Genomic DNA, 14,224 nt, shown 5'->3' on the forward strand with positions numbered 1-14,224 from the left:
CGCCGTCGTCGAGTTGATTGGTGGAAGAAACCTGCTGCTGTTGCTGTATCGCGTATGCCCTTACTAGACGAGCGGGGTCGCGATTTATTCCATCGCCGTATGATTGATCGGGGCCCCTGTCGAGCCAGCGATGAAAGTCAGCGCCACCGAATTGCAAGTTGCAGCCTTCCTAGGCGGGTACACGCCCGCGATCGAGGTGCAGTTGCGCGAGGTCCGCAGCAGGCTTCGTGCTCCGCTTCAGTGCCTGAGCCGCTGTAACGCGACATGACCGCGGACGAAGCCATCGCTTTCGTGGAGAAGCACGGCGTCGTGCTCGCCTCGGGCAAAGGTCCTGTGCCGCGGCTGGCGGAAGCCATCGCCGATGGCCCGATCAAGGGCAGCTGGTGGGCGCACCCCAAGAGCCATCAGATCTTTCGTGTCTTTCAGGCGCTGGGCGAATCAGGCGACATCCTGGTGTGCCGCCTGGTTGGCGGAAAGATCACCTTCGTGCACCGGCGGCTCTGGCCCGCCCTGGTTCGTGTCTCGGATCGTTTCCCGGCGCGCCAGCTTGCACAGACATGCCAGGAACACACTGCCGCGGGTCACCACGTCAATCGCGATACGGCATTTCCGCAATGGGTTCCGCCCGGAGTGCTGCGCCAGGCACAGCAACTGGGCGAGCAGGAGGCTCTCCAGGCCTTGGGTGCATGGGCTGTCGATGCCCATCCCGTCGCCCCACCGGATGGCTTTTCACGCGCGGCTCCCGGCCGCCTCTGAGCCAGAGCGTTGAACGCTTAATCCGGGAGAATTCACCCGGCGCTTGGCCGTTGGAAGCGCCTACTGGAAAAGGCAGGCCGGGTCATTTATCGTTCATGGCGGGGCCTTGCTTCAGCCAGTAAAAAAGCAGTCAGTAAAAACCGGGGATGGGGAACAATGTTGAGAGTGCTCATGCCGCTCATGGCGGCAACGATGCTTGGCGCGTGCGCCACGGGCTACCACGATGCTTCAAATCCGATTCTGGGCTATGCCGGCGGCTACTGGGACGCACCCGGCCCGGGCCAGCTTCTCAAGGTCGGGTTTTCCGCCAACGGTTTCAGCAAGAAGGAGCAGGTCGGCACCTACCTTCTCTATCGCTGCGCGGAAGTCGCCGAGAGCCACGGCAAGAACTACTTCGCCATGTACGCAAACCTGCCCTCGGCGATTCTCGACAAGCGCAGTACCGAACGCACCGTCGGAACGCTCGGCGGCAAGCCGAGTGCCTACGTCTATATCCTGCCCAGGGATGAGGATGGAGCGGATGTGATGTCGGCCAAGGTGATCCTTGAAAGGAAAAAGCAGGCCGAGTCGGGAGGCCCCGCGTCATGAAGACGGCGAAAATTGCCGGCTGTCTGCTTCTGATCGGCCTGGGGGGGGTGCGGCCTGGAGCCCTATCAGCTGCCGGACGGCGTCGCGTCGGCCAGGCTGAAGGTCGCCCCGAATGTGGGCCGGGCCTGGGTCTGCGACGCATCCAGTTCGATCAAAAAGCTGATGCCGGACGAGAGTGGCTATGCCGTGATCCCCGCCGGCCATCGGGTAACCATCGGTGCGAGTTTCGTTGCCACCGGGTATCACGTCACCTACAGCTGCTTCCCGAAAATCAGCCTGGTCCCTGTCGCGGGTGCTTCGTACTACCAGGATTTCGAGACTGAGGCCGAGCGTTGCACCTCCCTGATCTTCAGGGAGGTGACGACCAATCCCGTCGGCCTTGACTTCGAGCCTTCCGAGGGCGGAGCCATCGCCTGCCCGGCCAAGTAGGCACCATCGATTGAATCAATCGGGGTCAAGCCCGATTGATTCACCCGCGGTCAATGTGGGTGGCTTCTACGCCGCTGCCTCTACCTGCGGCGGTATGCGCGCGCTGATGGCCAGCCGGTTCCAGGCGTTGATGGCGGCGATGGCGAAGCTCAGGCTGGCCGTCTCCTCCTTGCCGAAGACGAGAGCGTGCCCGTGGCACGTCTCATCCGGGTCCGGCCGTTTGCGCGATCAGGAGCAAACCTGCTCCGATGACGACGGCGCCGATGACCCGCGCGACGCGCTCACCGGACGGTGCCAGACGTTCGGCGGTGATCGCCGCCGTGACGGCAGCCATCGCGCGCAGGTCCATGATGCCGATGACGAAAAGGATCGCCGTCGAGGGCGCGCAGCAGATGCAGCAATGAAGGCCCAGGCGCAGGCCATGGCGCCAGGCCGTAGCAGCATCCGCCATCAGCGTCCGGCGGTGTCCCGGCGTCTCCCGGCAACAGGCGAGCTGCCTCGCTTTCCATGGAGTGAACTGGAGCGCGCCGGCGATCAGCACGATCGCGCCGGAGGCGAGCGGCACCGTGCGCGCCAGCGCCGGCAGCTGCATCTCGACCGCCGCCAGCGCGACGCCTATTGGATAGACAGCCATTCCGAACAGGGTCCACACGAAGAAATACGCCAGGCCCACCAGCGCGGTCAGCCCGCCAAGGCGCGTCTCGCCGGTCCCGCGGACGGCCTGGCGGTAGCGCCACAGCATCGGCATCAAGGATGGCAGCATCATCGCCGCCATCATCACGGTCCACATGCCGAGGAACGATGCCGCGGCGCCTGGCCAGCTCTGTCCAGGCATCCGCATCCAGGCCATCGACAGGATCCAGCCGCCGGGCATCGGCATTCCGCCCATCGCCGACATGGATCCGCACCAGACGATGGTCAGCGCCACGCTGGCGATGAAAAGCAGCGCCGGGACACCGAAGAAGATGCGCCGGGAGATTCGCGCGGCAACCATGCCGCGCGAGACCTCCGGTCCTTCGCTTGTGCCAATGACGTTCACGGCCTGGCTCAGCGCGCGTACTCGTCGTGGCGGCGCCACCAGATGCCCGTCTCGTTGCGTCCCCTGGGCGCGCGGTCGAGCCACTGGTACATGCCCCAGATGCCGTCCACGCCGCGCGCATAGCTGGAATAACAGTGGTAGACCACGCCGTCTTCCAGCACGAAGGTGCTGATGCCCGGCCGGTCGCGGGTGTAGGTGGGGGCATCGGTGCCGCAGGAGGCGGCGAACTGGGCGACCGGTTCCGGCACCGCCGTCATCTCGTCCATGGCATGGCCGCCGCGCGCGTAGTTGTACTCGATGCTGCCCTCGCGCTGCTGCTGTTCGCTGAAGGCGACGCTGTAGTCGAAGTTGAAGTCGGTATCGGCCGAGGAGGCCCAGGGAAAGCTCCAGCCCATACGCTTCTGGTAGGTCAGCAGCTTGGCCAGCGGCGCCCGCGACACCGCCGTCAGCATGACGTCATGGTTGGCCAGGTGCACGGCGATGCCGTCGAAGCCGTCCGCGATGGACGAGCAGGATGGGCACCCCGCCTTGTAGTCGGGGCCGAACATGAAGTGGTAGACGATGAGCTGCGAGCGGCCCTTGAACAGGTCCGGCAGCGAGGCGCTGCCTTCGGCGGTGTCGAAGCGGTATGCCTTGTCCACGCGCACCCAAGGCAGGTCCTGGCGCCGTTGGACCAGCTCGTCGCTGCGCCGCGTCAGTTCCTTTTCCGCCTTGAGCAGCTCGATCCGCGCTGCCAGCCAGTCCTTGCGTGTTGCGATCTTGTGCGTAGTCATCACTCGTTTCTCCATTGGGTATCCGGTGTGGTTCGTTCAGTGCCCGATACGGCGTGTCGCCTGGGTTGCGTGTGATAAGTTAACGGCGTGCTTCGAATGGTGGGAGTGACAAGTGTGGCGGGATTAGGGTCTGCTGAATGGACTCCCTGATCACGGCCGCGGCGCATGCGCTGGCGGCGGGTGATCCACTCGGCGCACTGAAGCGCATCGCCCTGCGCGACGACGCGCCGGCGCTTGCGCTGCGCGGCATCGCCATGGCGCAGCTCGGCGATCTGGTTCGGGCCAAGGCCCTCCTGCGCAGCGCGGCGCGCGCCTTCGGCCCGAAAGAGGCCATGGCCCGCGCCAGGTGCGTGGTCGCCGAAGCCGAGATCGCGCTCGCCTCGCGCGACCTCGGCTGGCCCGCGAAAGCGCTCGACGCCGCGCGGGCGACACTCGAAGCGCACGGCGACCGGGTCAACGCCGCGCACGCGCGCTATCTCGAAGTGCGGCGCCTGCTGCTGATCGGTCGTCTCGACGAAGCCGAACACAAACTTGCCGCGCTTGATCCCGCGCCCCTCCCGCCCGCGCTGCGCGCCGCCCATGAGCTGGTCGTAGCGGGGATCGCCATGCGGCGCATCAACACCAGGACGGCGCGCGCCGCACTGGTCCGTGCCAGCCGTGCCGCAGGCGTCGCCGGCATCCCCGCGCTGACGGCGGAGGTCGAAAACGCGGCCCTCGTCATGAACACCCCGGCGGCACGCCTGATCGCGCGCGGCCAGGAGAGGCCCCTGCTGCTCGAAGAGGTGGAAGCCTTGCTGGCGTCGAAGGCGCTGGTCGTGGACGCCTGCCGCCATGTCGTGCATGAAGCAGGCACGATGGTCCCGCTCGCCAGGCGCCCGGTACTGTTCACGCTGGCGCGCGCATTGGCCGAAGCCTGGCCCGCGGATGTGACGCGGGATGCTCTGGTCGCGCGGGCTTTCCGGGCCAAACACGCCGACGAATCGCACCGCGCGCGCCTGCGCGTCGAACTCGGGCGGCTGCGCGCGGTGCTGCGGCCGCTGGCCGGCGTCAGCGCAACGCAGCGGGGCTTTGCCCTGGTGCCGCGCCGCGCACGCGAGGTGGTGGTGCTGGCGCGGCCGGTCGAAGAGCGGCACGCGGCAGTGCTGGCCTTCCTCTCCGATGGCGAATCGTGGTCCAGCTCGGCCCTCGCGCTTGCCCTGGGCGCCAGCCAGCGCACCGTGCAGCGGGCGCTCGACGCGCTGGCGGCCGCGGCCAAGGTGCAGTCGTTCGGCCGCGGCAGGGCGCGCCGCTGGATGACGCCGCCGGTACCGGGATTCACGACGACCTTGTTACTCCCCGCTTCCCTGCAGGGCGATTAGGATGGAGGCATGAAAACCTCAAGCGCTGAAATCGTTCACGAATACGGTCCCTTTCCGGGTGTCGACCGCATCGGCGGCGTCACCTATGACGGGCGGCAGGTCTGGATCGCCGCGGGAGACAAGCTGAACAGCTTCGATCCGGCGAGCGGCGAGACGCTGCGTTCGATCGAGGTCGCCGCGCATGCCGGCACCGCCTTCGACGGCCAGCACCTGTTCCAGATCGCCGAGGACCGCATCCACAAGATCGACCCGCAGACCGGCCGTGTGCTCGCCACCATCCCGGCGCCCGGTGGCGGCGGCGACTCGGGCCTGGCCTGGGCCGAAGGCGCGCTCTGGGTGGGGCACTACCGCGAGCGCAAGATCTACCAGATCGATCCGCAGACCGGGGCGATTCTCCGCACCATCGAGTCCCAGCGCTTCGTCACCGGGGTGAGCTGGGTCGATGGCGAGCTGTGGCATGGCACCTGGGAAAACGAAGAAAGCGATCTGCGGCGCATCGATCCCCACACCGGCGAGGCCCTGGAGCGGATCGAGATGCCGCCTGGCGTGGGCGTGTCCGGTCTGGAGTCCGATGGCGCCGACCGCTTCTTCTGCGGCGGCGGCAGCAGCGGCAAGGTGCGAGTGGTGCGCCGGCCCCGGCGGGCTGCCGCGGGCAAGTAATCGAGGCGGCCTGCGGCGCTTTCACCGCATGGCCACATCCCTCGTTTAACCTGATCCCTGAAATCAGGAAATGGGGGATTCTCGATGCGTCTGGTATTGGTCTGTCTGTGCACGCTGGCGGCACTCTGCGGCTGCGGTGGTTCCGACGATGCGGCGGGTCCGTACAGCGCCGCGAGCCGTTCGGTGCCCTACGTTTCGGGGCATCGCGGCGGCTCGGCCTATGCGCCGGAAGACACCATGACCGCCTACCGCAACGCCGCCCGCATCGGCGTGGACGATTTCGAAACCGATTCCTACCTGAGCAGCGACGGCGTGCTGGTGCTGATCCACGACGCCACGCTGGATCGCACCACCAGTTGCAGCGGCAGCGTTACCACCAGGACCTTCGCCGAACTGCGCCAATGCGATGCCGGCTACTGGTACTCCCCGGGCCAGTCCACCACCGCGAGCGACGAGTCGCTGCCGCATCCGCTGCGCGGCAAGGGCGTGGTCATCCCCACCGCCAAGGAGCTGTTCGACTTCGCCGCCAGCCTCGGCGCCTACGGGCCCACGGTGACCATCGAAATCAAGCAAGCCGGTGCAGCGGGTGAGGCCGCGGCGGCGCCGCTGGTGGACCTGATCCACGCCAGCGGCATCCAGAACCGCATCATCGTGCAATCCTTCAACGAGGGGCCGCTGGCCCAGGTGCGCAAGCTCGATCCCACCATCAAGACCCTGTTCCTCGGCAACCTGGCCACCACCAACCTGATCGTGGCCAGGGCGCAGGGCTTCGACTACAGCTCGGTCAGTTCCAGCGCGCCGGATTTCACCCAGGCCTACGTCAATGCCGCGCACCAGGCCGGCAAGGGCGTGGTGCCGTGGACGCCGGATTCCAGCGCGGACCTGCGGAAATTCATCGGCGAGGGCGTGGACGGCATCATCACCAACTACCCGGCCTGCCTGATGCAGCTGCTGGGCCGGCCGATCCCCGGCCGCGTGCTGGCGCCGGAGATCCAGGGTTTCGACGACTTCCAGCCCTGCCAGGCCAGCTGAACGCCGCTCGGGGAATCAGGCCGCCTCCACCTGCGGCGGTATGCGTGCGCTGATGGCCAGCCGGTTCCAGGTGTTGATGGCGGCGATGGCGAAGCTCAGGCTGGCCGTCTCCTCCGCGCTGAACTGCTGTCGCACCTGTTCGTATACCGCGTCCGCCGCGTGACCCTGGGTGATGAAGGTCAGCGCCTCGGTCCAGGCCAGCGCGGCCTGTTCGCGCGCACTGTACAGCGGCGCCTCGCGCCAGGCGTTGAGCAGGTGCATGCGCTCCTGGCTGATGCCGTGCTTCAGCGCGTCGCGCGTATGCATGGCGATGCAGAAGGCGCAGCCGTTGAGCTGCGAGGCGCGCAGCTTCACCAGTTCCAGGATGGTCTGTTCCAGGCCGCATTTGTTCACCGTGTCCTGCAACGCGAGCATGGCGTTCCAGGATTTCGGGGCGGCTTTGATGAGATTGAGTCGGGCTTCCATGGTGCATCCTCTTGATCAGCGAAATGCCGGCACTGTTGCCGGCTTGCCATCAAGACGAGGCAGCCGCCCGCGATGTGACATGCAGGGGCGCATTACCGCACTTCCGTCAGCGCGCCCTGGCCTCCGGCGCCGGCGATTTCTTGCGCTTGTCCCGCAGGTAGATGACCTTGGAATGGCCGTCGGCGTGCGGACGCTCGTCGAGATCGAACTGGTCCTTCATCTCCGCCACCAGGTCGCGCAGTTTCTTGTGCCCGTAGTCGCGCGGATCGAACTGCGGCAACTGCCGCACGATGTTCGATCCCACCGCGGACAAGGCGGCCCAGCCGGATTCGTCCGAGCCGGCATCGATGGCCGAACGGAGGAAGCTGGTGAGCTTCTTCTTCGAAATCGGCCCGTCGGGCTCGGGCTTTTTCCCGGGGGCAGGCTCTTCATCGGCGACGGTGGCCTTCAGCAGGTGCGTATAGATGAACTTGTCGCAGGCCGAAACGAAGGGGGCCGGCGTCTTCTTCTCGCCGAAGCCGTAGACGGTCAGGCCCTGTTCACGGATGCGGGCGGCGAGCGGCGTGAAATCGCTGTCGCTGGAGACGATGCAGAAGCCGGAAAACCGCTCCGTGTACAGCAGGTCCATCGCGTCGATGATCAGCGCGGAGTCGGTGGCGTTCTTGCCGGAGGTATAGCCGAACTGCTGGATCGGCTGGATCGAGTGATGCAGCAGCACCTTCTTCCAGCTCTTCAGGTTGTCGGTGGTCCAGTCGCCATAGGCGCGCTTGACGCTGGCCACGCCGTACTTGGCGACCTCGCGCAGCAGGCCCTCGGCGATGTCCGCCGGTGCATTGTCGGCGTCGATCAGTACCGCCAGGCGCGATTGTCCGTCTTTGTCAGCCATGACCGGTTCTCCTGCTTTTTGCGGCGCTCTGCCGTCTGCATCCGTCCCTATTTCGGCGCCATCCGCAGCGCCCCGTCCAGCCGGATGGTCTCGCCGTTGAGCATCGGATTCTCGATCACATGCTGCACCAGCGCCGCGTACTCGCTGGCGCGGCCCAGGCGGGAAGGGAAGGGTACGCTGCGGCCGAGCGAGTCCTGCACGTCCTGCGGCAGGCCGCTCATCATCGGCGTTTCGAACAGCCCGGGGGCGATGGTGACGCAGCGGATGCCGCTGCGCGCCAATTCGCGCGCGATGGGCAGGGTCATGCCGACCACCGCGGCCTTGGAGGCGGCATAGGCGGCCTGGCCGATCTGGCCGTCGTAAGCGGCGATGGAGGCGGTATTGATCAGCACGCCGCGCTCGCCTTCCTCGTTGGCGGTCTGCTTGGCCATCTGCGCCACGGCGATACGGATGAAGTTGAAGCTGCCGACCACGTTGATGTTGAGGCAGCGGGCAAAGCTGGCGAGGGCGTGCGGGCCTTCCTTGCCCAGCACCTTTTCACCGATGGCGATGCCGGCGCAATTGACCAGACCATGCAGCGCGCCGAAGTTCTCCACCGCGGCGGCCACGGCGGCCTTGGCGTCGGCCTCGGCCGTGACGTCGGCGCGGACGAAGCGCACCGCCGCGCCCAGCTCGTTGATCAGCGCCTGCCCGGCGATCTCGTTGAGATCCGCGATCAGCACCTTGCCGCCGAGCCGCACCAGATTGCGCACCGTACCCGCGCCCAGCCCGGAAGCGCCGCCGGTAACGATGAATACGCTGTCTTCGATTTGCATGCCTGCCTCTCTCCGATGATGTATGGGGCGTCGCAGGGCATGGCATCGAGCCTGCCGGCCGGACGACCGTCGAAATTGTGCGTGTGGAAGTATCCGCGCAAGCGGTCTCCGCACGCAAAAGGCGGCCAAAAAAACGGCCCCGGCCGAAGCCGGGGCCGACGACGCGCCCGATGGGCGAACGCGCCGCTTTACTTGACGGTGACGGTGATCTTGTCCGACACCACCGGCGGGTCGAACGGCACGTGCAGGCCGTCGGCCAGCTCGATCTGCAGGGTGTGCGTGCCCGGAGTCAGGGTGACCGTGTCCTCGGTCTGGCCCTTGCCGTAGTGCTTGACGTGGTCATTGGCGGGCAGCGGGCCGTCCTGCGGGGGCAGGTCGGTGTCGATCAGCAGATGGAAATGGCCGGTGCCGGCGTCCGTGGTGCCGGCCGGGGCGATCTTGGCGCCGGTGACAGCGAAGCCGATCTTGACCGGGCTGGCGACGGTGTCGCCGTCCTTGATGCCGACGAAGGTCACGGCGGTGCCGTCCGGGGCTTTCTGGCGCGGCAGGCTCGCCGCCGGGGCGGCGGGGGTGGCAGCAGCCGGGGCGGCGGCGGGCGCGGCGGCCGGTGCAGCCTGGTCCGGGGCTTTCTGCGAACAGGCGGCCACGGCCAGCGTGGTGGTCAGCAACAAACCTAGCGTGCGGAACTTGCTCATCGGCGCATCCTTTCGGGGGTATAAGGGAGGCAAGCATAACCCCAGCCGGCTTACACGGGCATGACCGCCGGGCATGACCGGCCGGCGCGGCCGGCGGCATGGCGGGCGCTGTGGCCGGCCGCAGGGCCGGCAAGCGTGAATCGCCATAATGTTGTAAGATTGCGCCCAGTTTGAAGTGGCGCTCCGGTTGCGCCCCAGAAGCCGGTTCCCGGTTTCCCGACAAACCCGGCGCTGTTCCTCACCCTGGTGAGGCGTATGCGCCAACCTCAATCATCACTGCCTGAACCGGTTCCATGCTTGTTGCGTGGTGTGGCGGCTTCAGGAGTCTCAAAGATGTCGTTTTCCGAACTGGGCTTAGCGCCCGAGTTGCTGCGTGCCATTGCCGACGAGGGCTACACCGAGCCCACGCCGATCCAGAAACAGGCCATTCCGCTGGTGCTCGAGGGGCGCGATCTGCTCGCCGCCGCCCAGACCGGCACCGGCAAGACCGCCGCCTTCACCCTGCCGATCCTGCAGAAGCTGATCACCGTCACCAACGGCGCCCCTGGGCCCCGCGTGCTGGTGCTGGTGCCGACGCGTGAACTCGCCGCCCAGGTGGCCGAGTCGGTCCGCACCTACGGCAAGCATCTCAAGCTGCGCACCGCCGTGATCTTCGGCGGCGTCGGCATCAACCCGCAGATCGACCTGCTGCGCCGCGGCGTCGAGATCGTCGTCGCCACCCCGGGCCGCCTGCTCGACCATCTGCAGCAGCGCACGGTCAACCTCTCCAACGTCGAGACGCTGGTGCTGGACGAAGCCGACCGCATGCTCGACATGGGCTTCATCCGCGACATCCGCCGCGTCATCCAGGTGCTGCCGAAGAAGCGCCAGAACCTGCTGTTCTCCGCCACCTTCAACCCGGAAATCCGCGGCCTGGCCGAAAGCCTGCTGCACAATCCGGCCACGGTGGACGTGGCGCCGCGCAACACCGCCGCCGAACTGGTGACGCAGCGCGTGCACCCGGTCGACAAGTCGCGCAAGACCGGCCTGCTGGCCCATCTGGTGAAGGAGGGCGACTGGAAGCAGGTGCTGGTCTTCACCCGCACCAAGCACGGCGCCAACCGCCTGGCCGAGCAGCTCGCCCGCCACGGCATCACCACCGCCGCCATCCACGGCAACAAGTCGCAGAACGCGCGCACCAAGTCCCTGGCCGACTTCAAGGCCGGCAAGGTGCGCGTGCTGGTGGCCACCGACATCGCCGCCCGCGGCATCGACATCGACCAGCTGCCGCATGTGGTCAACCACGAGCTGCCGAACGTGCCGGAGGATTACGTCCATCGCATCGGCCGTACCGGCCGTGCCGGCACCTCGGGCGAAGCCATTTCCCTGGTCAGCTCCGACGAGCGCCAGGAGCTGAAGGACATCCAGCGCCTGCTGCGCAAGGAAATCCCGTCCTCGATGGTGCCGGGCTTCGAGCCGGGCTCGCAGCCGACTGCGGAAGAAACCGCACGCCACGCCGCGATGAAGTTGCCGGACAGCGCGCCGCAGCGCCCGCAGCGTCCCAACCCCCCGCGCCACGGCTTCGGCCGCGGCGGCAACGGCCGGCCGTCACGCGACGCCGAGCGTCTCGCCGGCAAGTCGCGCAAGGTCCATTGAAGCAGTGGCCAGCGGCTGGTGATCGGTGGTCAGTAAGAAGCGCCACTAATCACTAGCCACCAGTCACCAACCACTAATTACCGCAGCCTGGAGTTCAAGATGCTCAAAATCTATGCCGGCAACCTGCCGTCCGACGCCACCGAAAAGGAAATCACCGAGCTGTTCTCGGCTCACGGTCGCGTGCGCTCGATCAAGCTGGCTCACGACGTGTTCTCCGGCAAGTGCCGCGGTTTCGGCTTCATCGAAATGGAAGGCCATGAGGCGCGCGCCGCCATTGCCGGCCTCAACGGCAAGGACCTGCGCGGCAACCTGCTGCGCGTCAACGAAGAGAAGAAGGATCTGAAGGGCGGCGCCCGCGGCGGTCGCCGCTAGGCTGTTGCCGCGCCGCGCCCTCTTTCGGAAGGCGCGGCGCCTTGCCTGCCGCATCGCCCGGATGCCGGCCGAACCCATACCGGGGCCAGCCTGCAGGTTCGTACCAATTACTGCTTTTTCCATGCCGCCCGGCCCGCCGCCAGGCGGCTTTTGCGTGTCTGAGAATCCATTCAACTGACCGTTTTTAAACAGAAATAACCGCATTAAGGCGTGATTCAGGCGGGTCTTCGTAAGCTGGCTCCATCGCGTATCCCAAGGATTGGGGCGCAGGTTCAAAAGGAGCTTCCCATGAAACGCGTCATGATCAGTGCAGCACTCGCCGTTGTCCTCGTTGCCGGCTGTTCCAAGCCGGGTGCCCCGACGCCGCCGTCCCAGGCTTCCGCCGCCCCCAAGGTGGTGTGTAGCGAGCAGCGCGTCGAGCACAAGAAGGAATGGGGCACCGGCGGCATCGCCGGCACCGCCATCGGCGGCGCGGCGGGCGGCCTGCTCGGCAACCAGTTCGGCAAGGGCAGCGGCAATGCCGCAATGACTGCCGCGGGTGCGGTGGGCGGCGCGGTCGCCGGCCACGAGATCGGCAAGGATCGCGATACCCAGGTGTCGTACACCGAGCACTGCCGCGATGTGAGCAACTAATAAGTTACTGCGGTTGGCTGTCTCGAAGGCCGGAACCCTCCCAGGGGTTCCGGCCTTTTCTTTTGCGCGCGCCATGGAGCTAACATGCCCGGACCATTCTTCTTGAGGAGCCCGGCATGCTCGATCACATCGGTTTTTCCGTTTCCGATCTGGGGCGTTCCAGGGCGTTTTACGAGCAGGCGCTGGCGCCGCTGGGCATCGTCAAGATCATGGAACTCACTGCCGAACAGACCGGCGACAGCGGCCACGTCGGCTTCGGCGAAGGCGGCAAACCCTACTTCTGGATCGGCGATCGTGCCGACACCGTCCTCAAGGGGCCTTTGCATGTGGCCTTCGTCGCCCCAGACCGCGCCGCCGTGGATGCTTTCCACAAAGCCGCCCTGGCCGCCGGCGGCCGCGACAATGGCGCCCCCGGCCTGCGCATCCACTATCACCCGAGCTACTACGGCGCCTTCGTGCTCGATCCCGATGGACACAACGTCGAGGCGGTCTGCCACAAGCCCGGCTAGACGCGTGGCTAAACTGGCATGTGCATTGCTATATTCCGGCCACCAACGAAAAGAGAGATGCGCTCATGGGAAAATTTGTCGAAATCGAATTCCAGAACAAGACCACCCTGGTGAAGCTGGCGGAGATCACCATGCTGGAACTGGTTGAAGAGGAAGAGGGCTACGCCCTCAATATCTACATCTCCGGCGAAGACACCGTCACGGTGGAAGCCGAGCCGGGCAACGAGAAGATGGTGCAGGGTCTGTACAACGACCTGAAGGCGAAGCTCGAAGCGGTTTGAAACCCCGTTTTCCCCATGGGTGCCATGCGTGCCAAGGTTTTTTGTTGGCACGCATGCGGCGAGCGATGTTCCTTCCCACCGGGAAAAGGGTGCGAAAGTCGGGGCTGCATCCGTACGTTGAGGGCAGCAGAACTGGATCCCCGCCTGCGCGGGGATGACGCAGAGGGCGGAGGAACGCCCAAGAGCGACACTCCGGCCTTTGACGTTGCTTTGCGCTTTTGCGGTTGCTTTTGATTTGGCTTTTGACGTTCCCACCGTTGTCTGCAGGCTCCGGGGCGGCGCTTCTTTGGTTACTTTCTTGTCGCTGGAGACAAGAAAGTAACCCGCCTTCAAGGCGGAACCGCAATTTCATTCTGCGACTCCAATGCCTAGCGCGCTAGCGCGTACGCCGAAGTTTCAGGGCAAGTGGCAAAGCTTGGTGTGGCGTCCAAGATGCCTGAAGCAGATCATGCTGCCTTCAACTCCCGCACACCCGCCGGCGACCCCAGCAACAACACATCCGCCGGCCGCCGCGCGAACAGCCCAACCGTTACCACGCCGGCTATCAGCCCGATCTCGGTCTCCAGCTTCACCGCGTCGGTGATCGACAGCCCCGCCACGTCGAGGATGACGTTGCCGTTGTCGGTGATCACGTTCTCGCGCCAGCTCGGCATGCCGCCGAGCTTGACCAGCTCGCGCGCCACGTAGGAGCGCGCCATCGGGATCACTTCCACCGGCAGGGGAAACTTGCCCAGCACCTTGACCAGCTTGGATTCGTCGGCGATGCAGATGAACTTGCGGCTGGCCGCGGCCACGATCTTCTCGCGGGTGAGGGCGGCACCACCGCCCTTGATCAGCTGCAGCTGGTGGTTGGCCTCGTCGGCGCCGTCGACGTAGATCGACAGGCTGCCGACGCTGTTCAGGTCCAGCACCGGGATGCCGACGGCCTTGAGACGGGCGCTGCTGGCCTCGGACGAGGACGCGGCGCCGGGGATGTCGTGCTTCATTTTCGCCAGGGCGTCGATGAAGTAGTTGACGGTGGAGCCGGTGCCGACGCCGAGGATTTCCCCCGGTTCGACGTACTTGAGGGCGGCTTCTGCGGCGGCTTTCTTGGCGGCGTCCTGGCTCATGGCGGGAGGTGAGAGGGGAGAGGGGATAGGCGGCAAAGCATAAACGCAAAGCATCGAAAGCGCTGCCTTGCCTTAGAGCCTGTAACAGAATGAATCGCGCCTGCGACGGCGGTCATTTTTGCGCAGTGCAAGTCGGACAGAGTGCGGCATGGTGATTCCATGGTGCGCTCTGGCCGGCGCAGCACTGCG

General features: G+C 66.1%; 18 protein-coding genes. 11 read left to right on the forward strand and 7 right to left on the reverse strand.

Features of this window, described 5'->3' with window-relative positions; genetic code table 11:
- The first annotated feature begins 264 nt into the window (after nucleotides 1-264).
- From BP26_RS27780 to BP26_RS0117150, 3 genes are all read left to right on the forward strand, one after another.
- On the forward strand, nucleotides 265-756 hold the full coding sequence (locus BP26_RS27780) for a hypothetical protein (protein WP_029921789.1): 492 nt from the start codon (nucleotides 265-267) through the stop codon (nucleotides 754-756).
- 171 nt (nucleotides 757-927) lie between these two features.
- Entirely contained in the window at nucleotides 928-1,344 is a 417-nt protein-coding gene (locus tag BP26_RS26835; protein WP_029921790.1) for a CC0125/CC1285 family lipoprotein, read from the forward strand.
- A 162-nt stretch (nucleotides 1,345-1,506) separates the two neighbouring features.
- Nucleotides 1,507-1,773, forward strand: a complete 267-nt coding sequence (locus tag BP26_RS0117150; protein WP_029921791.1) for a hypothetical protein — start codon at nucleotides 1,507-1,509, stop codon at nucleotides 1,771-1,773.
- A 202-nt stretch (nucleotides 1,774-1,975) separates the two neighbouring features.
- On the opposite strand, the gene BP26_RS0117155 is transcribed toward BP26_RS0117150, so the two are convergent.
- Nucleotides 1,976-2,767: a DUF2182 domain-containing protein gene (locus BP26_RS0117155; RefSeq protein ID WP_051749096.1), complete on the reverse strand. Its 792-nt coding sequence runs from the start codon at nucleotides 2,765-2,767 to the stop codon at nucleotides 1,976-1,978.
- Between the two features lie 53 nt (nucleotides 2,768-2,820).
- On the reverse strand, nucleotides 2,821-3,585 hold the full coding sequence (locus BP26_RS0117160; RefSeq protein ID WP_029921793.1) for a DUF899 domain-containing protein: 765 nt from the start codon (nucleotides 3,583-3,585) through the stop codon (nucleotides 2,821-2,823).
- Between the two features lie 137 nt (nucleotides 3,586-3,722).
- Here BP26_RS0117160 and BP26_RS0117165 point away from each other — a divergent pair, with 137 nt between their 5' ends.
- The 3 genes from BP26_RS0117165 to BP26_RS0117175 all read left to right on the forward strand — a co-directional run bounded on the left by BP26_RS0117165 (nucleotide 3,723) and on the right by BP26_RS0117175 (nucleotide 6,635).
- Entirely contained in the window at nucleotides 3,723-4,943 is a 1,221-nt protein-coding gene (locus BP26_RS0117165) for a hypothetical protein (RefSeq protein WP_029921794.1), read from the forward strand.
- Between the two features lie 9 nt (nucleotides 4,944-4,952).
- Complete coding sequence (locus BP26_RS0117170; protein WP_029921795.1) at nucleotides 4,953-5,603, forward strand: Vgb family protein; 651 nt, start codon at nucleotides 4,953-4,955, stop codon at nucleotides 5,601-5,603.
- Between the two features lie 84 nt (nucleotides 5,604-5,687).
- The gene (locus BP26_RS0117175; protein ID WP_029921796.1) at nucleotides 5,688-6,635 is read left to right on the forward strand and encodes a glycerophosphodiester phosphodiesterase; all 948 of its coding nucleotides are present in this window, start codon (nucleotides 5,688-5,690) and stop codon (nucleotides 6,633-6,635) included.
- 15 nt (nucleotides 6,636-6,650) lie between these two features.
- On the opposite strand, the gene BP26_RS0117180 is transcribed toward BP26_RS0117175, so the two are convergent.
- From BP26_RS0117180 to BP26_RS0117195, 4 genes are all read right to left on the reverse strand, one after another.
- A complete protein-coding gene (locus BP26_RS0117180) occupies nucleotides 6,651-7,100 on the reverse strand; it encodes a carboxymuconolactone decarboxylase family protein (protein ID WP_029921797.1) in 450 nt (149 codons plus the stop codon).
- A 106-nt stretch (nucleotides 7,101-7,206) separates the two neighbouring features.
- The gene (locus BP26_RS0117185) at nucleotides 7,207-7,986 is read right to left on the reverse strand and encodes an NYN domain-containing protein (protein ID WP_029921798.1); all 780 of its coding nucleotides are present in this window, start codon (nucleotides 7,984-7,986) and stop codon (nucleotides 7,207-7,209) included.
- 47 nt (nucleotides 7,987-8,033) lie between these two features.
- Nucleotides 8,034-8,801 (reverse strand): SDR family NAD(P)-dependent oxidoreductase, encoded by a 768-nt coding sequence (locus BP26_RS0117190; protein WP_029921799.1) that lies wholly within the window; start codon nucleotides 8,799-8,801, stop codon nucleotides 8,034-8,036.
- Between the two features lie 188 nt (nucleotides 8,802-8,989).
- Nucleotides 8,990-9,496 carry a DUF4399 domain-containing protein gene (locus BP26_RS0117195; protein WP_029921800.1) on the reverse strand — a complete coding sequence of 169 codons (507 nt, stop codon included), beginning with the start codon at nucleotides 9,494-9,496 and terminating at the stop codon, nucleotides 8,990-8,992.
- A 333-nt stretch (nucleotides 9,497-9,829) separates the two neighbouring features.
- On the opposite strand from BP26_RS0117195, the gene BP26_RS0117200 reads away from it, so the two are divergent.
- The 5 genes from BP26_RS0117200 (at nucleotide 9,830) to BP26_RS0117220 (ending at nucleotide 12,926) form a co-directional block, all read left to right on the forward strand.
- The gene (locus BP26_RS0117200) at nucleotides 9,830-11,131 is read left to right on the forward strand and encodes a DEAD/DEAH box helicase (protein ID WP_051749093.1); all 1,302 of its coding nucleotides are present in this window, start codon (nucleotides 9,830-9,832) and stop codon (nucleotides 11,129-11,131) included.
- Nucleotides 11,132-11,230: 99 nt separating this feature from the next.
- Complete coding sequence (locus BP26_RS0117205) at nucleotides 11,231-11,503, forward strand: RNA recognition motif domain-containing protein (RefSeq protein WP_029921802.1); 273 nt, start codon at nucleotides 11,231-11,233, stop codon at nucleotides 11,501-11,503.
- Nucleotides 11,504-11,791: 288 nt separating this feature from the next.
- Nucleotides 11,792-12,136 (forward strand): glycine zipper 2TM domain-containing protein, encoded by a 345-nt coding sequence (locus BP26_RS30905; protein WP_157572584.1) that lies wholly within the window; start codon nucleotides 11,792-11,794, stop codon nucleotides 12,134-12,136.
- A gap of 116 nt (nucleotides 12,137-12,252) precedes the next feature.
- Nucleotides 12,253-12,645: a VOC family protein gene (locus BP26_RS0117215; RefSeq protein ID WP_029921804.1), complete on the forward strand. Its 393-nt coding sequence runs from the start codon at nucleotides 12,253-12,255 to the stop codon at nucleotides 12,643-12,645.
- Between the two features lie 65 nt (nucleotides 12,646-12,710).
- Nucleotides 12,711-12,926 (forward strand): hypothetical protein, encoded by a 216-nt coding sequence (locus tag BP26_RS0117220; protein ID WP_029921805.1) that lies wholly within the window; start codon nucleotides 12,711-12,713, stop codon nucleotides 12,924-12,926.
- 446 nt (nucleotides 12,927-13,372) lie between these two features.
- Here BP26_RS0117220 and rpiA read toward each other — a convergent pair whose 3' ends face one another.
- Nucleotides 13,373-14,035, reverse strand: a complete 663-nt coding sequence (rpiA, locus tag BP26_RS0117225; RefSeq protein WP_029921806.1) for a ribose-5-phosphate isomerase RpiA — start codon at nucleotides 14,033-14,035, stop codon at nucleotides 13,373-13,375.
- Nucleotides 14,036-14,224: the final 189 nt, after the last annotated feature.

Source organism: Nevskia soli DSM 19509, assembly GCF_000711955.1.
Lineage (GTDB): Bacteria > Pseudomonadota > Gammaproteobacteria > Nevskiales > Nevskiaceae > Nevskia > Nevskia soli.

Bases quoted from the DNA above. Each gene is read 5' to 3' on its own strand.
- BP26_RS27780 (WP_029921789.1), top strand. From the start codon at position 265: ATGACCGCGGACGAAGCCATCGCTTTCGTGGAGAAGCACGGCGTCGTG.
- BP26_RS26835 (WP_029921790.1), top strand. From the start codon at position 928: ATGCCGCTCATGGCGGCAACGATGCTTGGCGCGTGCGCCACGGGCTAC.
- BP26_RS0117150 (WP_029921791.1), top strand. From the start codon at position 1,507: ATGCCGGACGAGAGTGGCTATGCCGTGATCCCCGCCGGCCATCGGGTA.
- BP26_RS0117155 (WP_051749096.1), bottom strand. From the start codon at position 2,767: ATGGTTGCCGCGCGAATCTCCCGGCGCATCTTCTTCGGTGTCCCGGCG.
- BP26_RS0117160 (WP_029921793.1), bottom strand. From the start codon at position 3,585: ATGACTACGCACAAGATCGCAACACGCAAGGACTGGCTGGCAGCGCGG.
- BP26_RS0117165 (WP_029921794.1), top strand. From the start codon at position 3,723: ATGGACTCCCTGATCACGGCCGCGGCGCATGCGCTGGCGGCGGGTGAT.
- BP26_RS0117170 (WP_029921795.1), top strand. From the start codon at position 4,953: ATGAAAACCTCAAGCGCTGAAATCGTTCACGAATACGGTCCCTTTCCG.
- BP26_RS0117175 (WP_029921796.1), top strand. From the start codon at position 5,688: ATGCGTCTGGTATTGGTCTGTCTGTGCACGCTGGCGGCACTCTGCGGC.
- BP26_RS0117180 (WP_029921797.1), bottom strand. From the start codon at position 7,100: ATGGAAGCCCGACTCAATCTCATCAAAGCCGCCCCGAAATCCTGGAAC.
- BP26_RS0117185 (WP_029921798.1), bottom strand. From the start codon at position 7,986: ATGGCTGACAAAGACGGACAATCGCGCCTGGCGGTACTGATCGACGCC.
- BP26_RS0117190 (WP_029921799.1), bottom strand. From the start codon at position 8,801: ATGCAAATCGAAGACAGCGTATTCATCGTTACCGGCGGCGCTTCCGGG.
- BP26_RS0117195 (WP_029921800.1), bottom strand. From the start codon at position 9,496: ATGAGCAAGTTCCGCACGCTAGGTTTGTTGCTGACCACCACGCTGGCC.
- BP26_RS0117200 (WP_051749093.1), top strand. From the start codon at position 9,830: ATGTCGTTTTCCGAACTGGGCTTAGCGCCCGAGTTGCTGCGTGCCATT.
- BP26_RS0117205 (WP_029921802.1), top strand. From the start codon at position 11,231: ATGCTCAAAATCTATGCCGGCAACCTGCCGTCCGACGCCACCGAAAAG.
- BP26_RS30905 (WP_157572584.1), top strand. From the start codon at position 11,792: ATGAAACGCGTCATGATCAGTGCAGCACTCGCCGTTGTCCTCGTTGCC.
- BP26_RS0117215 (WP_029921804.1), top strand. From the start codon at position 12,253: ATGCTCGATCACATCGGTTTTTCCGTTTCCGATCTGGGGCGTTCCAGG.
- BP26_RS0117220 (WP_029921805.1), top strand. From the start codon at position 12,711: ATGGGAAAATTTGTCGAAATCGAATTCCAGAACAAGACCACCCTGGTG.
- rpiA (WP_029921806.1), bottom strand. From the start codon at position 14,035: ATGAGCCAGGACGCCGCCAAGAAAGCCGCCGCAGAAGCCGCCCTCAAG.